Source organism: Nonomuraea sp. NPDC050540 (assembly GCF_044457485.1).
Taxonomy (GTDB): Bacteria; Actinomycetota; Actinomycetes; order Streptosporangiales; family Streptosporangiaceae; genus Nonomuraea.
On sequence record NZ_JBITHA010000004.1, the window covers coordinates 163,525 to 189,066 of the forward strand.

At 69.2% G+C, this 25,542-nt stretch carries 30 protein-coding genes and 2 tRNA genes; 17 read left to right on the plus strand and 15 right to left on the minus strand.

The annotated features are described in order from the left end of the window. The first annotated feature begins 28 nt into the window (after window positions 1–28). Entirely contained in the window at window positions 29–2,017 is a 1,989-nt protein-coding gene (locus ACIBI5_RS15315; protein WP_397247111.1) for an AAA family ATPase, read from the plus strand. A 1-nt stretch (window position 2,018) separates the two neighbouring features. Here ACIBI5_RS15315 and ACIBI5_RS15320 read toward each other — a convergent pair. Continuing rightward, window positions 2,019–2,105: transfer RNA gene (locus tag ACIBI5_RS15320), tRNA-Ser, on the minus strand. Window positions 2,106–2,163: 58 nt separating this feature from the next. Here ACIBI5_RS15320 and ACIBI5_RS15325 point away from each other — a divergent pair. Both ACIBI5_RS15325 and ACIBI5_RS15330 read left to right on the plus strand, forming a co-directional pair. Beyond that, the gene (locus tag ACIBI5_RS15325; protein WP_397247113.1) at window positions 2,164–2,481 is read left to right on the plus strand and encodes an STAS domain-containing protein; all 318 of its coding nucleotides are present in this window, start codon (window positions 2,164–2,166) and stop codon (window positions 2,479–2,481) included. Continuing rightward, window positions 2,478–3,377, plus strand: coding sequence for a BtrH N-terminal domain-containing protein (locus ACIBI5_RS15330; RefSeq protein WP_397247115.1), 900 nt, complete (start codon window positions 2,478–2,480; stop codon window positions 3,375–3,377). Before ACIBI5_RS15325 ends, ACIBI5_RS15330 begins: the two co-directional genes overlap by 4 nt. Here ACIBI5_RS15330 and ACIBI5_RS15335 read toward each other — a convergent pair. The 6 genes from ACIBI5_RS15335 to ACIBI5_RS15360 form a co-directional block, all read right to left on the minus strand. Beyond that, the gene (locus ACIBI5_RS15335; protein WP_397247117.1) at window positions 3,372–4,160 is read right to left on the minus strand and encodes an NUDIX hydrolase; all 789 of its coding nucleotides are present in this window, start codon (window positions 4,158–4,160) and stop codon (window positions 3,372–3,374) included. The genes ACIBI5_RS15330 and ACIBI5_RS15335 overlap by 6 nt on opposite strands. Window positions 4,161–4,232: 72 nt before the next feature. Then, window positions 4,233–4,970 (minus strand): M15 family metallopeptidase, encoded by a 738-nt coding sequence (locus ACIBI5_RS15340; protein WP_397247119.1) that lies wholly within the window; start codon window positions 4,968–4,970, stop codon window positions 4,233–4,235. Between the two features lie 23 nt (window positions 4,971–4,993). After that, entirely contained in the window at window positions 4,994–5,452 is a 459-nt protein-coding gene (locus ACIBI5_RS15345) for a universal stress protein (RefSeq protein ID WP_397247120.1), read from the minus strand. Between the two features lie 13 nt (window positions 5,453–5,465). Beyond that, window positions 5,466–5,708: a hypothetical protein gene (locus ACIBI5_RS15350; RefSeq protein WP_397247122.1), complete on the minus strand. Its 243-nt coding sequence runs from the start codon at window positions 5,706–5,708 to the stop codon at window positions 5,466–5,468. Beyond that, entirely contained in the window at window positions 5,705–6,091 is a 387-nt protein-coding gene (locus ACIBI5_RS15355; protein WP_397247124.1) for a hypothetical protein, read from the minus strand. Before ACIBI5_RS15355 ends, ACIBI5_RS15350 begins: the two co-directional genes overlap by 4 nt. Then, complete coding sequence (locus ACIBI5_RS15360; RefSeq protein ID WP_397247125.1) at window positions 6,088–7,872, minus strand: MDR family MFS transporter; 1,785 nt, start codon at window positions 7,870–7,872, stop codon at window positions 6,088–6,090. The genes ACIBI5_RS15355 and ACIBI5_RS15360 overlap by 4 nt, the downstream gene beginning before the upstream one ends. Before the next feature lie 85 nt (window positions 7,873–7,957). Here ACIBI5_RS15360 and ACIBI5_RS15365 point away from each other — a divergent pair, with 85 nt between their 5' ends. The 6 genes from ACIBI5_RS15365 to ACIBI5_RS15390 all read left to right on the plus strand — a co-directional run bounded on the left by ACIBI5_RS15365 (window position 7,958) and on the right by ACIBI5_RS15390 (window position 12,450). Continuing rightward, window positions 7,958–8,527: a TetR family transcriptional regulator gene (locus tag ACIBI5_RS15365; protein WP_397247126.1), complete on the plus strand. Its 570-nt coding sequence runs from the start codon at window positions 7,958–7,960 to the stop codon at window positions 8,525–8,527. A 53-nt stretch (window positions 8,528–8,580) separates the two neighbouring features. Next, a complete protein-coding gene (locus ACIBI5_RS15370; protein WP_397247128.1) occupies window positions 8,581–8,916 on the plus strand; it encodes a hypothetical protein in 336 nt (111 codons plus the stop codon). Next, entirely contained in the window at window positions 8,907–9,836 is a 930-nt protein-coding gene (locus ACIBI5_RS15375; protein ID WP_397247129.1) for a hypothetical protein, read from the plus strand. The genes ACIBI5_RS15370 and ACIBI5_RS15375 overlap by 10 nt, the downstream gene beginning before the upstream one ends. Window positions 9,837–9,927: 91 nt before the next feature. Next, the gene (gene kstD, locus ACIBI5_RS15380; RefSeq protein ID WP_397247131.1) at window positions 9,928–11,661 is read left to right on the plus strand and encodes a 3-oxosteroid 1-dehydrogenase; all 1,734 of its coding nucleotides are present in this window, start codon (window positions 9,928–9,930) and stop codon (window positions 11,659–11,661) included. 154 nt (window positions 11,662–11,815) lie between these two features. Beyond that, window positions 11,816–12,262, plus strand: coding sequence for a lamin tail domain-containing protein (locus ACIBI5_RS15385; RefSeq protein WP_397247133.1), 447 nt, complete (start codon window positions 11,816–11,818; stop codon window positions 12,260–12,262). 11 nt (window positions 12,263–12,273) lie between these two features. Continuing rightward, window positions 12,274–12,450, plus strand: coding sequence for a hypothetical protein (locus ACIBI5_RS15390; protein ID WP_379615567.1), 177 nt, complete (start codon window positions 12,274–12,276; stop codon window positions 12,448–12,450). Between the two features lie 176 nt (window positions 12,451–12,626). Here the strand turns inward: ACIBI5_RS15390 and ACIBI5_RS15395 are convergent, their stop codons facing one another. Further along, window positions 12,627–13,022 carry a hypothetical protein gene (locus tag ACIBI5_RS15395; RefSeq protein ID WP_397247134.1) on the minus strand — a complete coding sequence of 132 codons (396 nt, stop codon included), beginning with the start codon at window positions 13,020–13,022 and terminating at the stop codon, window positions 12,627–12,629. Window positions 13,023–13,456: 434 nt separating this feature from the next. On the opposite strand from ACIBI5_RS15395, the gene ACIBI5_RS15400 reads away from it, so the two are divergent. Then, window positions 13,457–14,503, plus strand: coding sequence for a hypothetical protein (locus tag ACIBI5_RS15400; protein ID WP_397247136.1), 1,047 nt, complete (start codon window positions 13,457–13,459; stop codon window positions 14,501–14,503). A gap of 1 nt (window position 14,504) precedes the next feature. Here the strand turns inward: ACIBI5_RS15400 and ACIBI5_RS15405 are convergent, their stop codons facing one another. Continuing rightward, entirely contained in the window at window positions 14,505–14,705 is a 201-nt protein-coding gene (locus ACIBI5_RS15405; protein WP_397247138.1) for a hypothetical protein, read from the minus strand. 307 nt (window positions 14,706–15,012) lie between these two features. On the opposite strand from ACIBI5_RS15405, the gene ACIBI5_RS15410 reads away from it, so the two are divergent. Beyond that, window positions 15,013–15,441 (plus strand): hypothetical protein, encoded by a 429-nt coding sequence (locus ACIBI5_RS15410; RefSeq protein ID WP_397247139.1) that lies wholly within the window; start codon window positions 15,013–15,015, stop codon window positions 15,439–15,441. A gap of 787 nt (window positions 15,442–16,228) precedes the next feature. On the opposite strand, the gene ACIBI5_RS15415 is transcribed toward ACIBI5_RS15410, so the two are convergent. Together ACIBI5_RS15415 and ACIBI5_RS15420 are read right to left on the minus strand one after the other, a co-directional pair. After that, window positions 16,229–16,318, minus strand: a tRNA-Ser gene (locus ACIBI5_RS15415). Window positions 16,319–16,450: 132 nt separating this feature from the next. Next, on the minus strand, window positions 16,451–17,011 hold the full coding sequence (locus ACIBI5_RS15420; protein WP_397110381.1) for a YceI family protein: 561 nt from the start codon (window positions 17,009–17,011) through the stop codon (window positions 16,451–16,453). 106 nt (window positions 17,012–17,117) lie between these two features. Here ACIBI5_RS15420 and ACIBI5_RS15425 point away from each other — a divergent pair, with 106 nt between their 5' ends. Further along, window positions 17,118–17,615: a MarR family winged helix-turn-helix transcriptional regulator gene (locus ACIBI5_RS15425; protein ID WP_379615512.1), complete on the plus strand. Its 498-nt coding sequence runs from the start codon at window positions 17,118–17,120 to the stop codon at window positions 17,613–17,615. On the opposite strand, the gene ACIBI5_RS15430 is transcribed toward ACIBI5_RS15425, so the two are convergent. After that, a complete protein-coding gene (locus tag ACIBI5_RS15430; protein WP_397247141.1) occupies window positions 17,569–18,078 on the minus strand; it encodes a SigE family RNA polymerase sigma factor in 510 nt (169 codons plus the stop codon). The genes ACIBI5_RS15425 and ACIBI5_RS15430 overlap by 47 nt on opposite strands. 194 nt (window positions 18,079–18,272) lie before the next feature. Here ACIBI5_RS15430 and ACIBI5_RS15435 point away from each other — a divergent pair, with 194 nt between their 5' ends. Beyond that, the gene (locus tag ACIBI5_RS15435) at window positions 18,273–19,226 is read left to right on the plus strand and encodes a hypothetical protein (protein ID WP_397247143.1); all 954 of its coding nucleotides are present in this window, start codon (window positions 18,273–18,275) and stop codon (window positions 19,224–19,226) included. Between the two features lie 6 nt (window positions 19,227–19,232). Next, window positions 19,233–20,015 (plus strand): MauE/DoxX family redox-associated membrane protein, encoded by a 783-nt coding sequence (locus ACIBI5_RS15440; RefSeq protein WP_397247145.1) that lies wholly within the window; start codon window positions 19,233–19,235, stop codon window positions 20,013–20,015. Window positions 20,016–20,118: 103 nt separating this feature from the next. On the opposite strand, the gene ACIBI5_RS15445 is transcribed toward ACIBI5_RS15440, so the two are convergent. Then, a complete protein-coding gene (locus ACIBI5_RS15445; RefSeq protein ID WP_397247147.1) occupies window positions 20,119–21,300 on the minus strand; it encodes an AAA family ATPase in 1,182 nt (393 codons plus the stop codon). 272 nt (window positions 21,301–21,572) lie between these two features. Here ACIBI5_RS15445 and ACIBI5_RS15450 point away from each other — a divergent pair, with 272 nt between their 5' ends. From ACIBI5_RS15450 to ACIBI5_RS15460, 3 genes are read left to right on the plus strand one after another with little or no spacing between them, the layout of a single operon-like run. After that, on the plus strand, window positions 21,573–22,028 hold the full coding sequence (locus tag ACIBI5_RS15450) for a MaoC family dehydratase (protein WP_397247149.1): 456 nt from the start codon (window positions 21,573–21,575) through the stop codon (window positions 22,026–22,028). A 39-nt stretch (window positions 22,029–22,067) separates the two neighbouring features. Continuing rightward, window positions 22,068–22,544 (plus strand): SigE family RNA polymerase sigma factor, encoded by a 477-nt coding sequence (locus tag ACIBI5_RS15455; protein WP_184958952.1) that lies wholly within the window; start codon window positions 22,068–22,070, stop codon window positions 22,542–22,544. Continuing rightward, complete coding sequence (locus ACIBI5_RS15460) at window positions 22,541–23,770, plus strand: hypothetical protein (RefSeq protein WP_397247150.1); 1,230 nt, start codon at window positions 22,541–22,543, stop codon at window positions 23,768–23,770. The genes ACIBI5_RS15455 and ACIBI5_RS15460 overlap by 4 nt, the downstream gene beginning before the upstream one ends. On the opposite strand, the gene ACIBI5_RS15465 is transcribed toward ACIBI5_RS15460, so the two are convergent. Both ACIBI5_RS15465 and ACIBI5_RS15470 read right to left on the minus strand, forming a co-directional pair. Next, on the minus strand, window positions 23,771–24,406 hold the full coding sequence (locus tag ACIBI5_RS15465) for a response regulator (protein WP_397247152.1): 636 nt from the start codon (window positions 24,404–24,406) through the stop codon (window positions 23,771–23,773). It abuts the gene before it with no gap. Beyond that, complete coding sequence (locus ACIBI5_RS15470; protein ID WP_397247153.1) at window positions 24,403–25,530, minus strand: sensor histidine kinase; 1,128 nt, start codon at window positions 25,528–25,530, stop codon at window positions 24,403–24,405. Before ACIBI5_RS15470 ends, ACIBI5_RS15465 begins: the two co-directional genes overlap by 4 nt. Window positions 25,531–25,542 lie beyond the last annotated feature (12 nt).

Genomic DNA, 25,542 nt, shown 5'->3' on the forward strand with positions numbered 1-25,542 from the left:
CCTTTAGACCCACCCGAGGGGGAACACGGTGGCAAGGCACGATCGCGAAGAATCTCTCGAAGAGCAGCTGGCCTGGCTCGACGCCATCAAGGAGACGGAAGAGGCGCCGGTGGCTGTGAGCGCCACCGCCGAGGCCGCGGCTTCGCCGTACCCGAAGGACCCATGGCTGTCGGTGCCGTCCGCGCAGGAGACGCCGACCCCGCCGCTGTTCCGTGCCGCCGTCGACTCCGTGTACGGCTCCGCCGCCGCGGAGGAGCTGCCCGCCACCGAGAGCGAGGCCGCCGAGTGGCTGGGTGAGGAGTCCGCGCCGGGCAAGGAGCCGGCCGGGCCGGGCGACGACGAGGCCGAGAGCTTCCTGGCGCCGCTGAAGCCGCTGCCGAGGCCGGACGACACCGACAGCTACACGCTTCTCTCCCCTGCTCCCGCCCCGGCGGAGGAGGAGACGCCGCCCAAGGCGGAGTACACCGAGGCCGACACCCAGCCGGACAACCCGTGGCCGAAGCCGTCGGAGTGGTCCAGGCCCGCCTTCGACCTGCCCAAGCCCGCGTTCGACGAGCCGAAGGGCGGCTTCGGAAAGGACTTCGACAGTCCCTTCACGCAGGACCTTCCCCTCGACCTCGAACGTTCCCGCGCCGCCGTGGACCTGCCCGAGCCGGACGCGCCGGAGATCCTTGAGGACGCCGAGGAAGAAGAGCGGCTGCAGAAGCGCTTCGAGGCGTTCAAGCCGGACTGGTCGCCGCGTAACGACCCGTTCGGCCAGCCCGCCGATCGGCCCGCCGCCGACCGCCCCGCCCCGGAGCCGCGGCAGCCCTTCAACGAGCGGTCCTTCACCGAGCGGCCACAGCCCGCGGACCGGGGCTTCGAGCGCCCCGAGCCCGCTCGTTCCGAGTCCGCGGAGCGCCCCGCCAGGACCGAGCCCGCCGCCCGCACCGAGTCGGCCGCCCGCGCAGAGCCTGCCGTTCATCCCGAGCCCGCCGTCCGTCCCGAGCCTGCTGAGCGGCCCGCCGCCGAGCGGCCCGCGGCGCGGCGCCGTGCCGCGCCCGTGCCGGTGTTCACCTCGCCGCCGCGCCCGCCGGTCACCGGACGTCCCACCGCCGACAGCCTCGACCCCGAGTCGCTGCTGCGCGGGCGCCGCAACGCGCCGTCCAAGGGCTGGCGCAGGCTGGTGTACAAGGCCTCCGGCGGCTGGATCAAGCCCGGCGAGCCGGCCGAGGTGCGCCGCCGCCGCGAGCTGCTCAACCGGGCCCGCACGCCGGTGGCCACCGGTCACCACCGCGTCGCCGTACTGAGCCTGAAGGGCGGGGTCGGCAAGACCACGACCACGGTCGGGCTGGGCGCGACGCTGGCGCAGGTGCGCGGTGACCGGGTGATCGCCGTGGACGCCAACCCCGACCGCGGCACGCTGTCGGACAAGCTGGAGCTGGAGACCTCTGCGACCGTGCGGGACCTGCTGAACGAGCGCGACCAGGTCAAGCGATACGTCGACATCAGGGCCTTCACCTCGCAGGCGCCCTCCCGGCTGGAGGTGCTCGCCTCCGACCGCGACCCGTCGGTCTCCGAGGCGTTCAGCGGCGCCGACTACCAGGCCGCCGCGCAGGTGCTGGAGAACTTCTACTCGATCTGCATCACCGACTGCGGCACCGGCCTGCTCCACTCGGCCATGGGCGGCGTCCTGGGCCTGGCCGACCAGATCGTGCTGGTCAGCTCTCCCTCCGTGGACGGTGCCAGGGCCGCGTCGGCGACGCTCGACTGGCTGGAGGCGCACCACTACGGCGACCTGGTCAGGGACGCCACCGTGGTGCTCTGCAGCGTACGGCCGCGCTCGAAGTCGGCCGTGGACATCAAGAAGCTGGAGGCCCACTTCGCGGCGCGGTGCCGGGCGGTGGTCCGCGTGCCGTACGACCCGCATCTGGAGGAGGGCGCGGAGATCGACCTGGACCGGCTGCAGGAGGCGACCAGGGAGTCCTATCTCCAGCTCGCCGCCAGCGTGGGGGACGGCTTCGCCGGACACGAGTGAGCGGAGGGTGTGGGATTCGAACCCACGAGACCATCGCTGGCCTGGCCGCTTTCAAGGCGGCTGCACTCGTCCACTATGCGAACCCTCCAGTGCGCACACCACCTTAGCGGCTGTTCCGCTCCTGACGCTCGCGGTAAGTTCGGTGGGTGGATCTCAGGGTCGAGGTCGAACGCGCCGGTAGGGACGCCCTCGTGCGTCTTGAGGGGGATCTCGACAAGCTGTCGGCTCCCCGGCTGAAGCAGCGGCTCGTGGAGCTGTCCGAGGACGGCTGCCACACGCTCGTGCTCGACGCGGCGCTGCTCGACTTCTGCGACTCCAGCGGGCTGTGGGTGCTGGTCGAGCACCACCGGCGCCTGACCGCGCTCGGCGGGACCATGCGGCTGAGCGGCGTGCACGGCATCCTGCAGCGCGTTCTCGACGTCACCGGCCTCAGGGCCGTCTTCTACCCGGTGAGGGCACCATGACCCACCACGAGTCGGCGCTGCTGCGCCGCGTGCTCGGCGAGGAACTGTCCGAGGCCATGTGGTTCGGCCTGGGCGGCGGGATCGGCTTCATGTACTTCGTCTTCGAGTACGCCGGTGAGCCGCCGCACCTGTCGGTCATCGCCCAGGCGCACCCGGAGCCGATGCTCGCGCGGGCCCTGGATCGGGCGGGGGTGCCGCACGAGATCCGTCACACCGGCTCGGCCAAGGTGGCGGAGCGGAACCTGCGGGCCGCGCTCGGCGCCGGGCACCGGGTGGTCTGCCGGGTGGACCGGCACAGGCTGCCCTGGCGGCCAGACTTTCCTTTCCCCGAACCCATCGACGTGGACGTGCTCGACCTCGACGGAGATCGGGTACGGCTCGGCGACGGCGACCTGTCCCTGGAGGCGTTCCTCGGCGCCTGGTCGGCGGCCAAGAAGGAACGCCACCAGCTCGTCGAGATCACCGGGACCGCGGGTGGGCGGCCGGACGTCGCCGGGGCGATCAAGGAGACCGCGGCCAGGCTGACCGGGCCGGTGCTGGGCAACAACTTCGACGTCAACTTCGGGCTGTCGGGCATGCGCAAGCTGGCCGAGCAACTTGGCGACACCTCGACCAAGCAGGGGTGGACGCGCCGGTTCACCGATGCCGGGGTCGCGCTGGAGCGGCTGGCGGTGTGCCTGGACGTGGAGTACACGGCTCCGGCGGCGTCGCGGCCGCTGTTCGCGGAGTTCCTGGCCGAGGCGGGGGAGGACGACGCTTCCCGGATTTATCGCGCTTCGGGGGAAATTTGGGCGGATGTGGTGAGTGCGGCGCGGGCCGGGGAGTCCTACCCGCGCATCGGTGAGCTGGTGGCCTCCGCCGTACGGGAGGAGGAGCGGGGAGTCGCCCGGCTATGAGGTCAGCTGTGAGAGCAGCCACCGGGGTCCCGACGTCTCGGCGCCCAGGGCGGCCACCCTTTCCTTGAGTCCCCGGTCGGCGGTGACCACGCGGTAGCGTTCCCACGGCCTGGCCTGCCGTACCAGCTCGACGATGGTGTCGTCGCCGCTGCCGGCGGCCGCGACGACCTCGACCTGGCCGGTGGGCGGCGCCTGCCTGGCGGCGCCCTCCACGACCGCCACGATCCTCGGGTACCACTGCGCGAGCAGCGGGTGCGTGAGGCCGCTGCGGGCGGCCACGTCGCGCACCAGGCGGGTGGCGGCGCCGAGGCGGTCGTTCCACCAGCCGTGCTCGGCGCGGGCGCCGACGATGTTGGCCACGTCCAGCACGACGGTCTCGGGGACGAGCACGCCCTGGACCTCGTCCCACGTCTCGGCGAAGCCCGGGTGCAGCTTCCTGGCGGCGATCTCCGGCAGGGGCAGCCAGAGGAGTTCCGAGCTCTCGGAGTTCGCGGGCGCCGCGTCCAGCAGGGTGCCCGCGTCGGCGATCACCGTCTCGAACGTCCATCCGCCGTGGTCGTCGAGGTAGACGCCGCGCACCCGCAGGCCGTCGGCGCCGAGCGCCGCCTCCTCGTGGGCCTCGCGCAGGGCGCTGACGATCGCGTCCTCGTGGCTGTCGCGGGCGCCGCCGGGCAGGCCCCACGTCCCGCCGTGATGGCTCCACCACGCGCGTTTCTGCATGAGGACGTGCGGGGTGCCCTGTTCGTCATGGTGTACGGCCAGCAGCCCCGATGCCCCGTGCACCCCCCAATGCCGGTGTCCACGCGCGCATTGGGCCCATCCGTCACCGTCTTTCGCCGCCATGCGAATAGTCTGTCAGCCCCCGCCCTTGCTGAAATGCTGGTAGTCCTTCGTGCCCGACCAGTAGCCGCCCCACTCCCATCCGACGGCGGCGAAAGCCTTCACCACCTTGTCGCGGGGATTTATGACGCCTTTACCTTCCATGGGACGCTCGGTGAATTTCTTCGCATTTTGGTGGGCTGTGCCGCCGTCCGCAGTGACGTACGGGTTTTCGCGGGGATTGATGTCGATTGCCTGGCCATAGGCGTGCTTCGACCAGTTGCTGGACCCGGTGGCAGGACGGCAGTTGAAGGCCGAGGTGTTGTCGGCGTCGATCGAGTCGTAGTCGTCGCCCTTGTAGGCGTCGACCAGCTCCATCTTCTTGATCGGCCAGCGCTGGGCGTACAACTTCCGGAAGACCGTGACGATGTCGTCGGTGACCGTCTCCCGCACGATCAGCTCGCCGGTGTGCGCCTTGTCGTCGAAGCCCCAGTAGGTCATCGTGATCAGCCGCAGGTCGCCGAGCGGCACCGGGCAGCCGGGGCGCCACGAGTACGGGACCCGGTCGCGGGAGACCTTGGAGATCTTGGCGGTGAACTCCGGCGGCCCGGCGGGTGTGCTCGGGACCTGTGTGGGCTCTGTGGGCTCCGCGGGTTCCGTGGGCGGTGCGGTCGTGGGCGGGGCCGGGGCCTGCGCGGCCGAGGCGACCGGTTTCTGCTGCCCGGCGCACGCTGCCGCCGCAAGCACCATGACCAGGGCCGTTACACGCTTCATCCAGCCACGATACGTGCTTTCCGCTAGGGCACGATGAGGACGGTGCGCCGGGAGCGCCGGGCGAGTCCCACCGACACGGAGCCGGTGAAGCCGCGCCAGACCGAGCGGGAGCGGCCGACCACGATCGCGTCGGCCATGCTCGCGTCGGCCAGCGACTCCAGCGCGCGGGTGGCGTCGCCGCGCATGGCGATGAACTGCCAGGGCACGCCGACGCCGCGCATCTCGTCCCGCAGATCCTCGGCAAGGTCGCCGGCCGGATCGGGGACGATCGGCGCACCGGCGAAGAACCAGAGCGTGGCGCTGTTCATTGACTCCACGAACGCCACCAGCAGTCCGGCGTTGTCCCGGCGGGCGAGCCCGGCCGCGTACGCGAGCGCGTTGCGGCTCGGGCCCGAGCCGTCGTAGCCGACCACGATCAGGCCGGCGCCGTCCTTGCCGATCTCGAACCCTGGGTCGGCCAGCGGCTCCCCTTGGGGATACACGGCACGTCCCTGGTCAGCGCTTCTCGGCCACGTGGCGGCCGCGGCGGGCCAGTTCGCGCAGGGCGTCGGCCGCGTAGGCCACCAGCGCGGCGAACGACAGGCCGGCCAGGATCCCGCCGAGCCACAGGTCGTTGACGGTCGCGTCGGTGTAGGCGCCGCCGCGCGGCTGGTAACCGACCACGAACGGGGCGGCGACCAGCCAGAGGCCGCCGAGGAACAACAACACCAGGGCGCTCACGCCCAGCTTCGCCTTCATCGCTTCTCCTCAACCAGCGAGCCGTTGTGCCGGGTTCTCATGTCCTCGCGCAGCGCTTCGACCAGCGGGGCCAGCATCGTGGCCAGGTCCGCGGAGGACGCGCCGGCCGGGGCGGCGGGGGCGGGCTCGGGTTCGGCGGGGCGCTGCCGTACCGTCACGAGACCGCGCGCGACGAGCTCCTCGTAGATCGCGGCGATGAACGCGCCCACGCCGGCGAGCGCGACCACGGCCACGCCGAGGCCGGTGAAGAACTCCGCGTTGGTGGCGGCTGTCCAGTCGGCGCCCTCGGGCTGGGTGCCCAGGGCGAACGGGGCGATCATCAGCCACAGCCCGGCGAGCAGCGCCAGGGCGGCCGTGACCGCGCCCACGAACGTGCGGATCATAGGGTGACTCTCTCTTTCTCGGGTGGCGCCGCCTGTGCGATGAGCGCCCGCGAGGTCGGGCGGAGCACGTCGTGGGCCACGGATCTGGCGCGCTCGCGTTCCGAGCGCCCGTCCGGCGGCGCCATCCTGGCGACGGCGCTCAGCAGGGCGGAGGGGTGGCCGTTGGTGTTCTCGACGCGCTGGGCGATGAGTTCGAGCAGCAGGCCGGCCAGGACCATGTCGTCCTTGGTGAGCGTCTGGGGCGCGGCGGCGGGCTGGTTGGTGCGCAGCGGAAGTTCCTTGAGGAACAGCGTGGCCACGAAGCCGAGCACCGCGATCGGAACGCCGACCAGGAACACGGTCTCCAGCCCGCGCGTGAACGACTCCAGCACGATGCCCTTGACGGGCTCGGCCAGGTGCTGGATGGCCTCGGGGCTGCCCAGCTTCGGCGTGCCTCCGGCGGGCAGGCTGATCCCGGCCGCCTGGAGCATGTGCGCCATCTCGTCCTTGAGGCGGTTGGTGAGGATCGCGCCGAACGCGGCCACGCCCACCGCGCCGCCGAGCGAGCGGAAGAACGAGACGCCCGAGGTCGTCGAGGCCATGTCGCGCGGCTCGGAGGCGTTCTGCGCGGCGAGGATGAGCATCTGCATGGACAGGCCCAGGCCGATGCCCAGCACCGCCACGTCGAAGCCGATCAGCCACTCGCCGGAGTCGACGTGCAGCCGCGACAGCAGGAAGAGCCCGATCGCCACGATCAGCAGGCCGGAGACCGGGAAGATCTTCCACTTGCCGGTCTTGGTGACGATCTTCCCGGAGATCACGCCGGACAGGAACAGCGCGATCACCATGGGCAGCGTCATCAGCCCGGAGTTGGTCGGGCTGAGCCCCTTCACGATCTGCAGGTACTGCGGCAGGTAGATCATCGCCCCGAACATCGCCATGCCGACCAGCAGTGAGGCGAGGCTGGTGAGGACGAACGTGGGGTTGCGGAAGAGCCGCGGCGGCAGGATCGGGTCACGGGACTTCTGCTCGGCCAGTACGGCCAGCGCCAGCATCAGCAGGCTGATCGCGGCCAGCGCGTAGGTCCAGAAGGAGTTCCACGCGAACTCCTGGCCGCCCAGCGTCAGCAGCAGCATGAGCGCGCTCGCGCTCGCGGTGATCGTGAAGGCGCCCCAGATGTCCACCGTGGTGTCGCGCCGGACGTGCTCGATCTTCAGGAACTTCTGGATCACGAAGAACGCGACGGCGGCGAACGGCACCACGACGTAGAAGCACCAGCGCCAGCCGAGCCAGTCGGTGTCGACGATGAAGCCGCCGAGCAGCGGCCCCGCCACCGTGGACAGCCCGAAGACCGCGCCCATGTAGCCGGAGTAGCGCCCGCGCTCGCGCGGGGAGACGATGTCGCCGAGGATCACCTGCGACAGCGCCGACAGGCCACCCACACCGAGCCCCTGTACGGCTCGCGCCGCGATGAGCTGGCCCATGTCCTGGGAGAGCCCGGCGGCCAGCGACGCGGCGACGAACAACGCCAGCGACGTCTGGAAGAGCAGCTTCCTGCCGAACAGGTCCGACAGCTTGCCCCAGAGCGGGGTCGAGACCGTCATCGTGAGCATGGTGGCCGAGGCCACCCACGAGTACTGGTCCTGGCCGCCGAGTTCGCCGACGATCGTCGGAAGGGCGGTGCCCACGACGGAGGTCGAGATCATCGAGGTGAGCATCGCGAGCATGAGCCCGGCCATCACCTCGAGGATCTCGCGATGCGAATACTGCCGCCGTTCGGCCTGGGCCACCAAGCGCCCCACCCCCTTTAACATGTGAATACCAAGCGAGTATACGCCCGTTTACTAGCCGCGCGGCAAGTGGCCTCCGCGCGGGTAGAGTTCGGGCATGAACGCCGAGGCGGCCACGGAGACCAAGCCGCGTGATCGCGAGGCCACCCGGCAGCGCCTGCTGCGCGCCGCGCGCTCACTGTTCGCCGAGCACGGCTACGAGCAGGTGACCGTCCGCATGATCGCGGCGGCGGCCGACGCCAACATCGCGCTGGTGGGGCGTTACTTCGGTTCCAAGGCCGGACTGTTCGGCGAGGTGCTGGCCGGCGAGCCCACAGTCGCCCGGGTCATCGAAGGCGACCGGGAGGGTCTGGCCAGACGGCTGGGGGAGTACGCGGCGGAACGCATGTACTCCGACCCGGAGAGCCCGATCCTGCGCTCCCTGGAACGCTCGGCCGGTGACCCCGAGATCCAGGAACTCGTCCGCGAACGGCTCCGCAACGCGATCATCGCCCCGTTGACCACCGGGCTCGAAGGGCCGGACGCGCAGGCGCGGGCGCGGCTGGCGATCGCGGTCTTCCTGGGAATCGGGACCATGCGGCGCCTGCTCGGCCCCGAGGTGCCCACCCCGGCCGACGTCGACCGGATCACCGCCGTCTTCGAACTGTGTCTACGCCCGCACACGTGATCGTTACGTACGTGAGGCGGTAGCCGTAACATCCGGCCCGCAGCATGTCCGGCATGCGAGACACATCGATCGCGCACGACCAGCTCACGAAGCAGGCCGCGCCCGCCTTCACGGACCTGGCCGACGACCTGGCCAGATCGGTGCGGAAAGCCGAGGACATCCTGGGACGGCTGGGCGCCTGGCCCGTGGGTGAGGAGGCGGACGAGGCGTTCGTCGCCTGGTACGGCCCCAAGCGGCGGGAGATGCCGGAGATGATCGAGGACTTCGCCGAGGCCTACCGCGACCTCGCCGAGGGACTGCTGATGATGCGCCGCAACGTCGCCACCGTCGACTGGGGCATCGCCGACGACCTGCGCATCGCCGACGTCCCGGTGTACCGATGGCCGTGAACGCGCTGCTGCTGGCCCTCATGGCCGGCGGCACGGGCTCAATGGTCGCGCTGCGCGTCTACGCGGGAGTGACCGCGCCGGAGATCCCGCCCGGCGAACTGCGCAAGGCCGCCAAGGCCTTCCGCGAGCTGGCCGACGACCTGGACCGCGGCGACGGGGCCATCGCCACCAGGGCGAACGCCGCCGCCTCCACGGTCTGGCTCAACAACTCCGGCGACGGCGTGGACGCCTTCTCGAAGCTCTACCTGACCAACCTCAGGTTCTTTCCCTACGCCTTCGCCAACGACTGCCGGGTGATCGCGGTGGGCTGCGAGGCGTACGCGCGCATGGTGGAGGACGTGCGCGAGCGGTTCGTGGAGCTGGAGAAGGCCATCATGCAGTTGCTGTGGCTGGTCGCCTTCCAGCCCCTCACCACCGCCCTGTACGGCGTGGCCCAGGCGATGGCCGCCGCCCAGCTCGCCCGCCTGGTCAAGCTGGCCCAGGTCCTGAAGTCCGTCTTCCTCCACAACGTGGCCAGGATTCTGCAGCTGACCTTCCCGAAGTACGTCCTGACCACCCTGAACTACGCCGCGGTGGACGGCGCGGCCTACGCCGCGGGCTCGATGGCCGCCGACGCCTCCGTGGACGTGGCCCACGGCAGGGACGTGGACCCGTCGGCCACCGAGTTCGGCAAGATCGTGACGGCCAACACCGGCTACATCCTGGGCTACGACGCCGCCAAGCTGGCCCTTCCCGGCCCGGCGACGCGCGGCGGCGAGCTGGCCGCCCGGTTGTTCGGCTCCGGGTTCGGCTACACGCCCGTGAAGAGCGCGCTGGACGGCGACGGCACCATCCTGCCGACGGGCGACGAATGGATCGGCAAGCTGGAGGGCCACGGCATGCGGGCCCTCATCTTCCCGCCCGGCTGGCGGTACCGCTGACGGTTGACAGGTGATCGAACCAAACGCATGCTTGGGTGGCTGTGGCCCTTGGCGCGAGGCCGTACTTCACTCCGTTGCGAAGGGTTCCGCCATGCCTGCACACCCCCACCCCACCCGCCGGACCGTCTTACGCGGCACCGCGGCCGGAGCCGGGCTGCTGATCCTGGGGGCCGGCGCCGCCCACGCCGACGCCGCCGCCACACAGGAGTTCGACGTCGTCGTGGTCGGAGCGGGGGCCGCGGGGATGACGGCCGCGCTCACCGCGGCCAAACGAGGGCTGAGCACGCTCGTCGTGGAGAAGGCCGCGACGTTCGGCGGCTCGGCGGCCAGGTCGGGAGCGGGGATCTGGGTTCCCAACAACGAGACGATCCTGGCGGCGGGCGTACCGGACACTCCGGCCAAGGCCGCGGCGTACCTGGGAGCCGTGGTCGGGCCCAGCGGGGTGCCGGCGGACAAGCAGGCGGCGTTCCTCGCCAACGGGCCGGCGATGATCTCGTTCGTCACGCGCAACAGCCCGCTGCGGTTCCGCTGGATGGAGGGCTACTCCGACTACTACCCCGAACTCCCCGGCGGCCTGCCCAACGGGCGCTCCATCGAGCCGGACCTGTTCGACGGCAACCTCCTCGGCGCCGAACTGGCCAACCTGAACCCCGCCTACATCCCCGTCCCCGCCGGCGAGGTCATCTTCAGCGCCGACTACAAGTGGCTCAACCTCGCCCTCGTCAACGCCCGCGGCGCCGCCGTGGCCCTGGAGGGCGCGGCCCGGTGGCTGGCCGCCAAAGCGCGCGGCATCGAGCCCCTGACCATGGGACAGTCGCTGGCCGGCGCGCTACGCGCCGGACTGGCCCAGGCCGGGGTCCCCGTCTGGCTCAACACGCCCCTGACCGACCTGCGCGTGGAGAACGGCCGCGTGGCCGGCGTCCTCGTCACCCGCGACGGGACCCAGACACTGGTACGCGCCCGCCGCGCGGTCATCCTGGCCTCCGGCGGCTTCGAGCACAACGACGCCATGCGCGACCAGTACCAGGAACAGCCCATCGGCACCGACTGGACCGTCGGCGCCGCCGCCAACACCGGCGACGGTCACCGGGCGGGCCTCCAGGTGGGCGCCGCCGTGGAGTTCATGGACGACGCCTGGTGGGGGCCGTCCATCCCGCTGCCCGGCGAGCCGTACTTCTGCCTGGCCGAACGCACCCTGCCCGGCAGCCTGATCGTCAACCAGGCCGGGCGGCGGTTCGTCAACGAGGCGGCGCCGTACAGCGACGTCGTGCACGTCATGTACGAGCGGGACGCGATCCCGGCGTGGCTGGTGATCGACCAGAACTACCGCAACCGCTACCTGTTCAAGGACATCGCCCCGACGCTGGACTTCCCCGGCTCCTGGTACAGCGCGGGCGCGGTTGTGAAGTCATGGTCATGGAACGGCCTGGCCGCCAAGATGGGCGTCCCCGCCTCCGCCCTGAGTTCGACGCTGACCCGCTTCAACGGCTTCGCCTGGACCGGCCGCGACCTGGACTTCCGCCGCGGAGACAGCGTCTACGACCACTACTTCACCGACCCCGCCGTCATCCCCAACTCCTGCCTGGCCCCCCTGCTGCTCCCGCCCTTCTACGCCCTCAAAATCGTCCCCGGCGACCTGGGCACCAAGGGCGGCCTGAAGACGGACGTCCACGCCCGCGTCCTGACCACCGCCGGCACCGTCATCCCCGGCCTGTACGCCGCCGGCAACGCCTCCTCCCCGGTCATGGGCCGCAGCTACGCCGGCGCCGGCTCAACCCTGGGCCCGGCGATGACCTTCGGCTACATAGCCGCCCGCCACCTGTAGGCCGGGCCTTCTCGGTGCGCGGGCTCCGTCCGTCGGGGAGCCCGCTTCCGTACCCGACCCCTGCTGACCGGATGCGGCCAGGCCGACAACCACCGGCATGGACCACCCGTCCCATGGAGCGTTCCCGTTCCCTTCGGACGCAGAGGATCCGACGATGCGCCTCCTCCTTCGGACAGCCGCCGCCACCCTGGCCGCCGCCGCCCTCATCGGCATGCCCGCCCAGGCCGCGGCACCCGCCGTACAGATCATCAAGGTGTACTACGACAGTCCGGGCAAGGACACCCGCTCCAGCACCAGCCTGAACGCCGAGTACGTCGTCCTCAAGAACACCACCCGCAAGCCGATCCAGATGGAGAAGTGGATCCTGCGCGACAAGACCGGCTACAAGTACCGCTTCCTGGCGTTAGTCCTCAAGCCCGGCAAGACGGTGACGGTCCGCACCGGCACCGGCGACGACGGCACCTCCACCGTGTACTGGAACCGCGGCCAGTACGTATGGAACAACGACGGCGACACCGCGAGCATCCACCGGTCATCCGACCTCAAGAAGATCGACACCTGCTCCTGGGGACGCGGCCGCGCCTGGACACATTGCCCCTAGCCTTGCGGTCCATGAGATGGTTACGCCGCCGCATCCGCCAGATCCTCGCCAAGCGACGATTCCGCCGCCGGAGGGCGCGCCGGCAGGACCTCAACACCCCGTCCTCCCCGACCGGCGGCCAGAACGACACGGGAGACGTGATCCGCGGCGCGGACTTCTACAACGACGGCACCACCGGCGGCTTCTGACACCCTCAGGGCGACTCGGTCCGCCCTGTCCCGGCTTCGCGCCGAGAGACCCGCGGGCATCGGAAATCCTGGGACTCCATCGACCGATTCAGCCCGTCTGGCAAAACGGACCTGGCGCTATCGATGCGGATGAAGTGTGGATTCTGCGCGCGCTACCGCAGAACACGTCTTGGTGCCTACTCCGGACGAATCGTCTGGAGCCAGACGCGAGGCCCGCCACCGTTCTCGATCGCCCAGAACATCCAGCCGTTGCGGTTGTCGTTCACCTCCGGCTGGTAATGCCCGACGACGGCCCGAGCCGCCCCGGTGGGGGACTTGTAGGACTTCCCTGCCAGAGGCCCGTCAACGATCTCGACCCGGGCCGGAGCAATGAACTGAGCACGGGTTCGATGTCCTGCGTAGTCGGCATAGATGGGGATGCCGTCTCCCGTCGTCTGGGGGGAGACGGCCTCCCCACCCGCCGAGGGGTCGAGGATCAAGCGCCGCACGATCTCCCCCTCGGTGGTGCCTGCCATACGGGCGGCGAACGCCACCTTGTCCTTGGTGTCCTGCGATACCTCGATAAGTGCCATCAGGGATCTCCTCTCTGTGCAGAGCATACACAGCAAAGCAAGCACTGTGCGCAGCATTTCAAGCAAGGCTGAGAACGGGGACAGCGGGCAGTCCACCTCAGCCGGCGGGGCCGCAACGGTGTCGGGGACGCGCTCCGGGGCGGCCGACTCGATCTCTCGCCCCGAGAGGGCCTGGTGCCCTTCGCGATCCAGGGCGCCTCTCTAAAAGGGATAAATGGCGCTATGGCCCGAATATTCAGCGCAATTCCCGCGCTCCAAGATTTCATCTTTGACAGCCTTGACCTGCCCATCTCAACAATTGATTGTTGATGTGCGCATCTCGGAAATGCATAGGCGCATACAGGGAGGTCGAGGCAGGGTTTGACGGATGCGCAAACGCGAACTGTGAGTGGTGGCAACCCAGCCAACAAATTCCGACAAGAAGGATATTACGGATGGCTAACCACAATTTCGGTACAGCAAGAAAGCGCTTCTTCGTCATCCTCGGCGTGCTGAGCCTCGCCACGAGCACAGTGAACGCCACCGCCGCGACCGCGAGCAGAGCCGACCCGGACCAGGCGGCCGTCAAGCAAGCCGGTCAGACCGCGGCGCAACTCTCCGCCTACTGGACCCCGGCCCGCATCAGGGGCGCGAAGGAGACCCGGCCCGCGAACCGGGGCGCGGGCAACAGGAGCACCTCGGTACCGAAAACCAGCCTCCCGCCCCTCACCTCCGCCGGCACGCGCCCCGCCAGAGCCGCCGGCCCGGCCCCCCGCGACGTCCGCGCCGCCATCGTCAAGGCGCAGCGCTGGAACAGCCACGGCGTGATGCCGGCCACCACGATCGGCAAGCTCTTCTACACCAACGACCAGGGCGCGGACCGATACTGCTCCGCCTCCGTGATCAACGCCAACAACCGCAACACCATCTGGACCGCCGGACACTGCGTCCACCGCGAAGGCGGCGGCGGCGCCCAGGGCTGGTTCACGAACTTCCTGTTCCGCCCCGACTTCGACGCCGGCAGTTCCCTGGGCACATGGGGCTGGCGCACCGCGGCCTCACCCCGAGGCTGGACCGAGAACGGCGACTGGGCCTACGACATCGGCGCCATAGCCCTGGCCCCGAACTCCCAGGGCAACGTCCAGGACATCACGGGCTCCCAGGGATACCACTTCAACAGCGGCCGGCACGACTACCAGGTCTACGCCTTCGGCTACCCCGAGGACGCCGCCCCGGAAGACCGCCCCGAAATGGACGGCCAGCGCCTCTGGTACTGCACCGGCGCCACCTGGAAGCCGGGCTCGGACAGCCGCATGGGCTTCCACTGCGACATGTTCCACGGGGCCAGCGGCGGACCCGTGCTCTACGATCTCCAGTTCCCCCGCGGCTGGGGCTACATCATCAGCGCCAACAGCTGGCACTTCTTCGACAACGACGAGTGGCGCGACCCGTACCTGGGCGACGCCGCGGTCAACGTCTACAACACGGTCAAGGACCGCTAACTCACCCTCCGGTGGCGTCGCGCTGGCGCTCGTCCGTCCAGTAGTCGAGAACCTGCCCGGGATCCCCGTCGTTCTCCAGTACGGCCGGCGAGACAGGAGACCTGGAGTCAGCCTGAGCCAACACCACCCGATGCACCGCAAACCCAACCGCGACAGCCACCACGAACACCGCCACAACCCTGACAGACACCTTCATCGACATAAGCGTCACTCCCCGCCTCAATCCTCCGACGCTGAGTGACCCCTGGCAACCGCCTCTGCCGAACCGGCCTTCCCACACAACGAGCTCAGCCAGCCAACTGCCTGCCTGGCTGAGCTCTCCTTGACACATCCGTGGGCCTCTACACTGCGGAGGCCCGAGGATCTGAACCCCGGATGGGCAGTAAACCCCACCTGCACCGGCAGCAGATGTAGTGCGGTCGGCGTTGGACAGGTCCTCCGACACCGGCCTCGTGGCCCGGATGCGCGCCTGACAGTGGGTTGCAAGCGGCTCTCCTAGGCTGCCGATCATGCGAAAGACCTCCGGATTAAAGACGCTCGCCGCCGCCGCCGTCGCTCTCGCCGTACTGGCTCCCGCCCCGGCGACAGCCGCCGCGTGGGGCTGCTCCGGCGGCGGGGCAACGCTCAAGACCAAGCACGGTCATGTCAAATACCTGTGGAAAGTGTGCGGTGACGGCTACGCCGCCGCCTCGGGGACTGTGCACGACACCAAGTGGGATCTGTGGACGGCGGTCGTCGAGGTCAGCTTCTCCAAGGCGGGCAAGAGGGTCGGCGGCACCGGCGGCCGGGTGGAGGCGGGCCGGAAGAAGGGCAGCAGAGATTTCGCCTTCTCCGTCGCCGCCAAGCAGGGCGCCGACACGGTAGTCATCAAGGCTCGTCGCTGCTTTCTGGGCGGCAACCTGTGCAACAACACCACCACCTTCACGGGCAAGCTCTGATCTTGTCGCTTCGGCCCTGATCTTCGCGTAGATCCTGAAAGGCCGCATAGCGGACGCTTGATCCCGCGGTGGCGGGCGCAGGCGAGCCTGCTGCCGGCGCATCCACGCGACCCGGACAGGTGGCTGTCACGGCCGACGGTGTCGGCGCTCTTGATGTTCTGGGAGTCGATCCCACGCGCTGACGGCGCGCCTTGACTCACAGCTCGACCAGCAGGGCTTCGGTGACACCGGCCTGTTCCCACTGCTGGAAGCACCAGCACACGGTCTGCCTGTCAGCTATTGGGATCTGACCGCACGGAGCGCCGCCCTCGATCCATAGGCGAGGATTCGGCAGTCCGTGTGCTTGGGTAGGAGAACGCTGGGCGTGGAAGACCTTGAGTGATGGCCCCTGGACATCGAAGCCTTCATGCCGCCCTTCTCCCGCCACTCCCAGGCTCGGCCCCACCGGTCCCGAAGCCTGCCTTTTCGTCACAGCCCTGATCGATCGCTCACCCACGGCCCCGACCGCCTCTTCTGGCGACAAGGCCACAAGGTTCATCAATCGGGAGCCAGCTTTCGATGTGCCCTCACACGTAGGACTGATGGGCGCAAGCGAGGTGAAAGAAGCGCGCGGAGCACCTTTGACCAGGGTGGGATCCAGCTGCTCAACCACTTGGCCGGGCAACGGGTGGGCCGGGAGGGCGTCCGACCGGAGGGAGGTCCTTCAGGGGTCGAGCTTCAGCTCGACTGGAGAAACAGCCTTGCCCCCCATGCGCGAAGCGCGCATGAGGGGCAAGACCATGCCGTGCGGAGGCTCGGGGATTTGAACCCCGGATGGGCGGTAAACCCAAACCGCATTAGCAGTGCGGCGCCATAGACCTGACTAGGCGAAGCCTCCCGGTAGCCACGTGGCTTCCGACAGCGTACCGGCCTTCTGGCGAGGCAGCAAAGCGGTTACGCAACGCATGTTGTCCACCGCCTGTGGATAACCCTGTCCACACCTGTGGACAGGGTCGCAAGGCGTATGGATTCAGGCCGGGTTGGCCTCGCCCTCGATCTCGATCTTGACCTTCTTGCCCACCAGCACGCCGCCCGTCTCCAGCGCCTGGTTCCAGGTCAGGCCGAAGGTCTCGCGGTCGAACTCGGCGCTGATGCTGAAGGCCCACACCTGCTGGCCCCACGGGTTGGTGCCGGCGCCGTTGTACTCGACCTTGAGCTCGATCTCCTTGGTCACGTCGCGGATCGTCAGGTCGCCGACGACGGTGAACTCCTCGCCGGAGTGCCCGGTCACGCGCGTGGTCCGGAAGGTGAGCTCGGGGAACTTCTCGGCGGAGAGGAAGTCCTCGCTGCGCAGGTGGCCGTCGCGGTCGGGCTGGCCGGTGGTGATGCTGGCGGTCTTGATGGTGATCTCGGCCGTGGAATCGAGCGGGTTCTCCGCGATCGTGACCGAGCCGTCGAAGTCGGCGAACTGGCCGCGTACCTTGCTGACCATCATGTGCTTGGCCGTGAAGCCGACGTTGGTGTGGGCGGCGTCGAGCTTGTAGGTGCCGGCGGTGGGGATGTCCAGGCCGTCCCAGGTACGAGTGCTCATCGGGGTCTCCTTGAATCAGGCTTGAAGGTCAGGGCAGTGCAGATGCTTGCGGCAACAAATGTCTACACGAGGAATATTCCTCGCGTCAACTATCATCAGATACAGTATGAGCGTGAGCCCCTTTGACGACCCCCGCCTTACGGCCATGGGCCTGATCGCCGAGGTCCATGCCGGCCTGTCCGCACGGATGAACCCGGTCTTCCAGGCGGCTGGGCTGTCCTGGATCGACTTCGAGACGCTGATCAGGCTGTCGCGGTCACCCGAGCAGCGCCTGCGTATGACCGACCTGGCGGCACAGACCGGTTTGTCCACGAGTGGGGTGACCCGCGTGGTGGATCGGCTGGAGCGTGAGAGCCTGGTCGCGCGGATGGCGTGCCCGACCGATCGGCGGGCGTCCTACGCGGTGCTGACCGACGCGGGGCGTGAGCGGCTGAGCGACGTGCTGCCGCGGCACCTCGCCGACATCGATGACTGCTACACCACTCTTCTCGACGACGACGAGCGCGCGACCTTTCTCTCCGCCCTGCGCAAAATGCGCGATGTCGTACGGCCCGGCGCTACGGCTGGGGCGGCGGCTGAGCGGGAATGCACAACTCCAGCCTGAGCTTGGCCATCGCCCGTGAGACGGTGCTCTTGACCGTCCCCACGCTGATCCCGAGCACTCTGGCGATGTCCGGCTCGCTCATGTCCTCGTAGTACCGCAGCACGATCGCCTCGCGCATCCGCGCGGGCAGCTGGTCAAGCGCCTGTTCGAGTCGCACGTGGACCTCGCCGCAGACCTCGGTCTCGGAGAAGGTCTCCGGCAGTTCGTCGGAGGGGTACTCCTCCAGCTTCCGCCGCCGCCACTGGGAGATGTTGATGTTGACCATGGCCCGCCGTACGTAGCCGTCGAGCGAGCCGCGGTCCTGGATGCGGTCCCACGCCAGGTACGTCTTGGCCAGCGCGCTCTGCAGCAGATCCTCGGCGTCGCAGGCGTGCCCGGTGAGCTGGTGGGCGGTGCGCAGGAGGGCGGGACCGCGAGACGTCACGTACTCGCGGAACTCCTCTTCCCGGCTGGCAGTCTGCATCGTGGCCAGAATCGCAGGGTGAGGGCCTGTTCGGGCTGAACCGGAATTCAGGATTCGGTCTACCAAACATAAAGGTCGGGACATGCCGGTGGCAGTTTGTTCGACACCGGGTGTCTCCACCTTCCCCCGGGGTTGCGTATTTTGCTCTCATCTGGGGTGTCCGGTGCCTGCCGTACCGGATCTCGTGTGAGGCTATGCGCGTGGGGTTTCCGAGTGTTGAGCGGCGCAGAGCGCTCGCCGCGGCCGCGTTGGGCCGGGAGGCGGGCGTGCCGGGCCCGGATCCCGGGGACGGCGCGCCGTTAACCGCCGTGGCCGGCGAGATCCTCGACGTGAGCCCGCATCTGATCATCATCGAGACCGTGGACGGCGAGGAAGAGCGGCTGGTCATCGCGCCGTGGGCGACGGCGTGGCGGGGCGGCGACGTCGCGCCGGCCGATCTGCCCGTGGGCGGCCGGGTCATGCTGCGCGCGCTGCGCGACGGCCGGGTCGTCGAACGCATCTGGGGGGATGTGACCCGGATGACCGGCACCATCGTCTCCATCGACGGCCGCAAGGACCTGTCCGTCGAGCTCGACTGCGGCTCCCATCGCGGCCACCGCACCATCGTCATCCCGTATCGCACCACCGGGCGGTTGCGGGTACGGCATCCGCAGTTCGAGCCCGGCTATCTCTTCGACGCCATCGGCATCAGGGACCAGGGCGAGAGCCACGCCCTGCTGCCCGCCACCTCGCAGCCCGCCTACCCGGCCAGATCCGTGCCGTCGCCGCCACCTGCCTACGCCGGGCAGCAGCCGCGCATCTCGGGCACCGCGACCTGGGCCGACGCCTTCGACGAGGACGAGCGGGGCGCGGCCTATCCCATGCTGGAGCGTTCCGACGCCGGGTGCCCGGATTCGGCGGTGTCCTGCGTCGGCCTGCCGTACCTGGCGATCGGATCGTTGTTGCAGGTCAAGAACCTGTGTACGACACGCAGCGCGAACGTGCCGATCGTGGCGTGCGGCTGCTTGGCCGGTCGCTTCTGTGACCGGTGTGTGGAGTGCGGCACCTCTCCGCGGGGGCGGATCACCGAGCTGTCGCCCTCGTCCTTCGTGGAACTGGGGGGCGAACTGACCAAGGGCTGCTTCAATGCCCAGATCGGATTGGGGTGACCGCACATGCTCGAATCGCAGCTGCCGGTGCTGATCGTCCTCCTCGTTTTGGGTACGGTCGCCAAACTCGCCACGGTGTTCACCGGAGGCGAACCCGGCGCCCTCAGCCGCCTCGGTCCCGCCGTCCTGGTCCCCGACAAGCTGCAGGCCCCCGCACTGGTGTGCTGCGCGGTCGGTGAGCTGGTGCTGGTGACCGGCCTGGTGCTGACCACGCACCCGTTGTTCCGCTGGGGAACGGTGCTCTTCTTCGCGCTGTCCACCTACGTGCTCATGGAACTGCGCAGGCGCCGCCCCGACGCGGGATGCGGCTGTTTCGGCGAGGTCAGCTCGGCGCCGGTGGGCCGCCGCTCGATCGGGCGCACGCTCGTGCTGACCGGGATGGCACTGGTGTCGGTATGGGCGCCGGTGCCCGGCTGGGTGGCCTTCGCGAACCCTTCGTGGTTCCTCCTCGTGGGGGTGGCGGTGCTGGCCGTGCTCTCGCCCGAGATCGAGGAGGCGGTCGACCGGATCCGGTATCGGGCGCCGTGCGAGCAGCGTCCCGCGCCGCAGGAGAGCCACACGCTCGCGCGGCTGCGCGCCAGCGGCGCCTGGCGTGCCCACCGCGACGGGCTCGTCGCGGCGGAGCCGTACGACAGCTGGCGTGAGCTTTGCTGGCGTTTCTTCGCCTTCCAGAACCAGGCGGGCGACGACGTGGTCTTCGCCGTCTACCTCAGCGGACGCCGGCCTGCCGTGCGCATGGCAGTGGTCAGCACGGACTCCATGCCGGAATATACGCCGGTCTCGGCCTGACGCTAGACCGTCCTATAGAGCGGTAGGACGGCATGACGATGTGGCTCTATTGGGTTGTCTAGCTTCCCCACTAGACAACCCAATAGAGGACTAGGAGTGCCGATTAGATCGGTTGTGCACGTAGGAACCTCCCGAAATGCGGCACTGTGAACGCGATCTGACCGCGTTCGGCGCTGTAGATGAGACCCTTCTTGATCAAACTGTCGCGGGCCGGTGACAGGCTGGACGGCTTGCGGCCCAGGGCGTCGGCCACGTCGGAGGTGGCCACCGGCTCGTCGCCGATCTGGGCCATCGCATGCATGTAGTCGCGCTCGGCCGGCGTCGCCCGCTCGTAGCGGCTGCCGAAGAAGCCCACCGCGAGCTCCTCCTCCGCCTCCGGCGCCGCGACCTTGACGTCGTCGGCGGTGATCGGGCTGCGCGGCGCGAGGTCCCACGCCACCTTGCCGTAGGCCTGCACGAAGTAGGGGTAGCCGTCGGCCGCCTCGTAGAGCGCGTCGAGCGCGTCCTGGGTGAACTCCACCTCTTCCTCCCGGGCGGGGAGGATCAGCGCCAGATCGGCGGCATCACGGTCGAGCTTGTCGATGCGGGCATAGCGGAAGAGCCGCTCGGAGTAGCTCTTGCTGGCCGACAGGACGCTCGGCAGGTGCGGCAGCCCGGCGCCGACCACGATCAGCGGCCCGCCGGTCTGCGACAGCTCGTGGCAGGCGGCGCACAGGGCGGAGATGTCGGCGGCCTGCACGTCCTGCATCTCGTCGATGAACAACGCGACGCCGACGCCGAGGTCGGTGGCGACGCCGGCCGCGTCGACGAACAGCTCGGTGAGGTCGATCTCCAGGTCGCCGGAGTCGGCCCGCCCGCGGCTGGCCGGCACCTCGATGCCGGGCGACCAGTGGGAGGTGCCCTTGGCGGCGGCCGGGTCGCGCATCGCGAACGCCTTGAGCACGCCGAGGAACTCCTCGATGCGCTCGGGCGCGCGGTGGCGTGGCGCCAGCTCGCGGATCGCCATGTGCAGGGCGGCGGAGACGGGGCGGCGGATCGACTGGTCGGGCCTGGCCTCGATCTTGCCGGTGCCCCACAGCCGCTGCATCGCCATGGACTTGAAGGTGTTGAGCAGGACGGTCTTGCCCACGCCGCGCAGCCCGGTGACGACCATGCTGCGCTCGGGGCGGCCGCGGGCCACTCGCTCCAGCACCACCTCGAACTGCTGCAGCTCTCGATCACGGCCGGCCAGCTCCGGGGGACGCTGTCCGGCACCGGGGGCGTAGGGATTGCGCACGGGGTCCACGCTCTCGGACTTTATTGCCGGGTATAGCGGTCGTCGTAGATTTGGGAAGAAACAGCTACGGCGTGTCTGGACGAGCATGGCACCCCCTCTCACCTGGCCGAACCCGTGTTCGATTCGATACCCAGAACTGTAGCGCGCACTCGAACACCTGCGCGATGCTTTCGAGTAAAGATCTTCGCAATACCACCCCCGACGCAAGGAAGTACTCACCCGCGAGCCAGCAAGTGGTTGAACTTGGCAGCCGCGCCGACCGCCCAATAGCGTTCCGACCCATGCGGACCTTCGCGAACCTTCAGGAGCTCAAGGCGAGCGCCGGCGAGATCTTCGGCCCGACCGAGTGGCGTACCGTCACCCAGGAGCAGGTCAACCTCTTCGCCGACGCCACCGACGACCACCAGTGGATCCACGTCGACGTCGACCGGGCCAAGCAGAGCCCGTTCGGCGGCACGATCGCCCACGGCTACCTCAGCCTGTCGATGCTGCCGTCGTTCCTGGAGGAACTGGTCGAGGTCCAGAGCATCGCGATGGCGGTCAACTTCGGCCTGAACAAGGTCCGCTTCCCCAAGCCCATCCCGGTCGGCTCGCGTGTTCGCGCCACGGCCGAGCTGGCCGCGGTCAAGGGCAGCCCCGCCGGCCAGCTCACCACGCTGAAGGTCACGATCGAGGTCGAGGGCGAGCGCCGCCCGGCCTGCACCGCCGAAGTGCTCTTCCTGTACGTCCCCGAATAGCCGTGCAACAGAAGCGCCCGGCCGCCGCTCCTTGGATACGTGGACCACACAGCTGATTTCGACGAGTTCGTCCGAGCGAGGGGGGACGCCCTCCTCCGGTACGGCTATGTGCTGTCCGGAAACTCGGAGGACGCGGCGGATCTTGTCCAGGAGGCACTGGCGCGCCTGGGTGACGCCTGGCATCGCGTGCAGAACAAACAGAACCCCGAGGGGTACGTTCGCACGACGATGACCAGGCTGCACATCAGCGCCTGGCGTCGGCGGCACAGGGAGGACCTTGTCGCCGACGTACCGGAAGAGGGCAGGTCTGACAGGTACGGCGACGCCGACCTGTGGGCCGAGCTCCAGGAGCTGCCGCGCAAGCAACGAGCCGTGCTCGTGTTGCGCTATTACGAGGACCTCGCCGACGCCGAGATCGCCGAGATCATGGGCGTCTCGCGGGGGACCGTACGCAGTCAGGCGGCCCGCGCCCTGGACAAGCTCCGCATCAAGCGAGTGCTTCAGGAGGCGCGATGAGAAGCGAAGAAGACCTGGTGCGGACGCTGCGAGCGGCCGCCGACCAGGCCAAGCCCCTGCCGGGCGGACTGACGGAAGCCGTGGTGGCACGCCGCCGCGGGCACAAAAAGGCGCAGTGGGCGCGGATGGCGCTGGCCGCCGCGGCGGTCGTCGTCCTTGCCGGAGGTACGGCTTTCGCCCTGTCCAGCGGGGGCGGACAGGCCGGACCGGCGACCCAGGTCACCGTGACCAGCACGACGGAGCCGGTCGCACACGTCACCGAGGCCTGGCCGGAGGCGATCGCGAAGGTCCCGCGTGTAGCGTCCAACGGGTGGAAGTACCGCCCGGTCGCCGCGATCGGCCCGGCGGAGATCCTGCTGGCCGCGGACCAGTCATTCGAAAAGGCCGGCCGCGTGGCCGTCTACGACATGGCGAGCAAGGCCACACACGATCTGGGCGCGGTGCCCGACCCCAGGCGCGGATACTTCGTCCAGGAATGGGCGGGCGACGACAAGCATGTCGTCTGGTACGGCGAAACGCCCAACAACAAGGACATCTGGGCTGACATCTGGGTCATGCCGCGCACCGGCGGCGAGGCCCGCCGGCTCACGGAGCTGACCGGCGACCAGGCGCAGATCGAGGTACTGAACGTCACCGCCGACCACGTCGTGTGGTCGGTACGCAAGGGCGGCGTCTACCGGATCCCGCTGACCGGCGGCGAACCGGAGAAGATCCAGGGCACCGACGACCTCCACCTGAACGCCTGGCCATGGGCGTTCGCCTTCGGCCCCGGCAAGCAGAGCGAACGCAACCAGACCCGGCTGGTCAACCTGGAGACCGGCGACTCCACGGACGTCTCTCTGCTGGAGGGGGACGAGGGCGTCATCTGCAACGAGTACAAGTGCATCGGCACACAGGACGGCGGGATGTTCTCGCAGGGCCCCCAAGGCGACTCGCGGAACCTCCTCCCGGAAGGGGTGAGCCTGCACACGGCAGAGGAACGGCTGCAGGACGACGTCATCAACGCCATGGGCGGCTCGAAGCTGCCGCTGGCCTACGACCTCAGGACCGAGCGGCTGGTCTCCTTCGGCAAGGAGGGGCTCGGCTACTGGAACCTGCCAGGCATCCTCGCCTGGGACGACGACGCCGAGGGCGTCCAGAAGTGCGTGAACAACTCGTGCACGACCGAAGAGAAGGGCGGTGGCAAGGAACTGACCGTCGTCAACCTGAAAGCCATCCGTAGATGATCATGAAGGGCCCTCCGAGTAGTAGATCGCCGCCTGTACGCGGCTGCGCAGCCCGAGCTTGCTGAGCACCCGGCTGACATGGGTTTTCGTGGTCGCCTCTGCCATATCAAGCTCCTTGGCGATCTCGGCGTTGGACAGACCGCGCGCCACGCAGGCCAGCACCTCCCGCTCGCGTGGCGTCAGGTTCTCCAGTTCCTGGGGCGCCCGCCGTTCCGGCTGCTGGGCGAACGCGGAGATCAACCTGCGCGTCACCGACGGCGAGATCAGCCCGTCACCCCTCGCGACCAGCCGCACCGCGGCCACCAGCGCGTCGGCGTCGGTGTTCTTCAGCAGAAACCCCACCGCGCCGGCCCGCAGCGCCCCGAAGACATACTCGTCGAGGTCGAACGTGGTCAGGATCAGCACGTCACTGACCCCGGCCAGTTCGCGGGCCGCGGAGATCCCGTCCATCCGCGGCATGCGCACATCCATCAGCACCACGTCCGGCCGCAGCTCCCGCGCCATCGCCACGGCCTCCACGCCGTCGGCCGCCTGACCCACCACCTCGATGTCGTCGGTGCCGCCGAGGATCAGCACGATCCCCGCCCGGACCGCCGCGTGATCGTCGGCCACCAGCACCCTGATGCCGCCGCTCATCCAGCCTCCTCCGCCGTGGGCAGTCTCACCTGTACGCGCCATCCGTCGGCACGCGGACCCGCCTCGATCTCCCCGCCCACCAGCGCGGCACGCTCGGACATCCCCACCATCCCGGCCCCGGACCCCGGCAACCGCGCCTTGCGCCCGTTGACCGGATTGTCGACGGTCAACACCACATGCCTCGCCTGATAGACAACGCGCACGGACGTCGGCTGATCGCCATGCTTGAGGGCGTTCGTCAGCGCTTCCTGAAGAATCCGGTACCCCGCCAGATCCACCGAGGCGGGCAACTCCCGAGGCTCCCCGACGATCTCCAGCTCGGCCGCCATGCCCGCCTGCCGCGACCGCTCGACCAGGCTCTCCGCGTCGGCCAGCCGCAACCGCATCGCCTCGGTCTCCTCGCCTTCCTGCCGGAGGAGCCCGATCATGGTGCGCATCTCGTCCAGGCCCTTCACGCTGTTCTCCCGCACCGACTCCATGATCGTGTGGATCGTCTCCGCGTCGAGATCCCGGCGCGACAACGCCGCCGTGGACTGGATCGCGATGGCGCTGAAATGGTTGGCGATCATGTCGTGCAGCTCGCGCGCCATCCGGTTGCGCTCGGCCGAGATCGCCGCCTGCCGATCGAGCTCGACCAGCCGTACCACCTCCTCGGCCCTGGCCCGCTCGGCCGCCGCCAGATCCCGCTGCTGCCGCAGCACCATGGCCGTCGTCACCGGGATGACCAGCAGCAGCCCGAGCTGGATCGAGATCACCACCAGCTGCCAGAGGTTGTCGACGAAGAACCCCGCGCCCAGCCCGGCGGTGATGGCGATGCTCGCCGTGATACCCAGCAGCCAGCGCGCCAGACGCGCCGGCCCGTAGAGCGCGGCCGAGTACAGATTGTCGGTGAACACCAGCACGGTCCCCAGCGAAGGCCCGACAAAGATGTCGATCCCCACCCCGACGAGCCCGAGCCCCAGCGACCAGATCGGCGCACGCGTCCGCACCACGACCCCGGCACACACGAAGGCCAACGGCACGAACAGCAGCCACGTGGAGCCCCGCTGGAAGTGCGCACCCCCGGCGATCAGCGCCGCGCCCACGGCGAAGGCCAGGACCGCCCCGAGTGCCGCACGCTTCATTGCCCTATCTCA

Bases quoted from the DNA above. Each gene is read 5' to 3' on its own strand.
- ACIBI5_RS15330 (WP_397247115.1), top strand. From the start codon at position 2,478: ATGACCCACCACGAGTCGGCGCTGCTGCGCCGCGTGCTCGGCGAGGAA.
- ACIBI5_RS15340 (WP_397247119.1), bottom strand. From the start codon at position 4,970: ATGAAGCGTGTAACGGCCCTGGTCATGGTGCTTGCGGCGGCAGCGTGC.
- ACIBI5_RS15350 (WP_397247122.1), bottom strand. From the start codon at position 5,708: ATGAAGGCGAAGCTGGGCGTGAGCGCCCTGGTGTTGTTGTTCCTCGGC.
- ACIBI5_RS15355 (WP_397247124.1), bottom strand. From the start codon at position 6,091: ATGATCCGCACGTTCGTGGGCGCGGTCACGGCCGCCCTGGCGCTGCTC.
- ACIBI5_RS15365 (WP_397247126.1), top strand. From the start codon at position 7,958: ATGAACGCCGAGGCGGCCACGGAGACCAAGCCGCGTGATCGCGAGGCC.
- ACIBI5_RS15370 (WP_397247128.1), top strand. From the start codon at position 8,581: ATGCGAGACACATCGATCGCGCACGACCAGCTCACGAAGCAGGCCGCG.
- ACIBI5_RS15375 (WP_397247129.1), top strand. From the start codon at position 8,907: ATGGCCGTGAACGCGCTGCTGCTGGCCCTCATGGCCGGCGGCACGGGC.
- kstD (WP_397247131.1), top strand. From the start codon at position 9,928: ATGCCTGCACACCCCCACCCCACCCGCCGGACCGTCTTACGCGGCACC.
- ACIBI5_RS15385 (WP_397247133.1), top strand. From the start codon at position 11,816: ATGCGCCTCCTCCTTCGGACAGCCGCCGCCACCCTGGCCGCCGCCGCC.
- ACIBI5_RS15390 (WP_379615567.1), top strand. From the start codon at position 12,274: ATGAGATGGTTACGCCGCCGCATCCGCCAGATCCTCGCCAAGCGACGA.
- ACIBI5_RS15395 (WP_397247134.1), bottom strand. From the start codon at position 13,022: ATGGCACTTATCGAGGTATCGCAGGACACCAAGGACAAGGTGGCGTTC.
- ACIBI5_RS15400 (WP_397247136.1), top strand. From the start codon at position 13,457: ATGGCTAACCACAATTTCGGTACAGCAAGAAAGCGCTTCTTCGTCATC.
- ACIBI5_RS15405 (WP_397247138.1), bottom strand. From the start codon at position 14,705: ATGTCGATGAAGGTGTCTGTCAGGGTTGTGGCGGTGTTCGTGGTGGCT.
- ACIBI5_RS15410 (WP_397247139.1), top strand. From the start codon at position 15,013: ATGCGAAAGACCTCCGGATTAAAGACGCTCGCCGCCGCCGCCGTCGCT.
- ACIBI5_RS15420 (WP_397110381.1), bottom strand. From the start codon at position 17,011: ATGAGCACTCGTACCTGGGACGGCCTGGACATCCCCACCGCCGGCACC.
- ACIBI5_RS15425 (WP_379615512.1), top strand. From the start codon at position 17,118: ATGAGCGTGAGCCCCTTTGACGACCCCCGCCTTACGGCCATGGGCCTG.
- ACIBI5_RS15430 (WP_397247141.1), bottom strand. From the start codon at position 18,078: ATGCAGACTGCCAGCCGGGAAGAGGAGTTCCGCGAGTACGTGACGTCT.
- ACIBI5_RS15435 (WP_397247143.1), top strand. From the start codon at position 18,273: ATGCGCGTGGGGTTTCCGAGTGTTGAGCGGCGCAGAGCGCTCGCCGCG.
- ACIBI5_RS15440 (WP_397247145.1), top strand. From the start codon at position 19,233: ATGCTCGAATCGCAGCTGCCGGTGCTGATCGTCCTCCTCGTTTTGGGT.
- ACIBI5_RS15450 (WP_397247149.1), top strand. From the start codon at position 21,573: ATGCGGACCTTCGCGAACCTTCAGGAGCTCAAGGCGAGCGCCGGCGAG.
- ACIBI5_RS15460 (WP_397247150.1), top strand. From the start codon at position 22,541: ATGAGAAGCGAAGAAGACCTGGTGCGGACGCTGCGAGCGGCCGCCGAC.
- ACIBI5_RS15465 (WP_397247152.1), bottom strand. From the start codon at position 24,406: ATGAGCGGCGGCATCAGGGTGCTGGTGGCCGACGATCACGCGGCGGTC.
- ACIBI5_RS15470 (WP_397247153.1), bottom strand. From the start codon at position 25,530: ATGAAGCGTGCGGCACTCGGGGCGGTCCTGGCCTTCGCCGTGGGCGCG.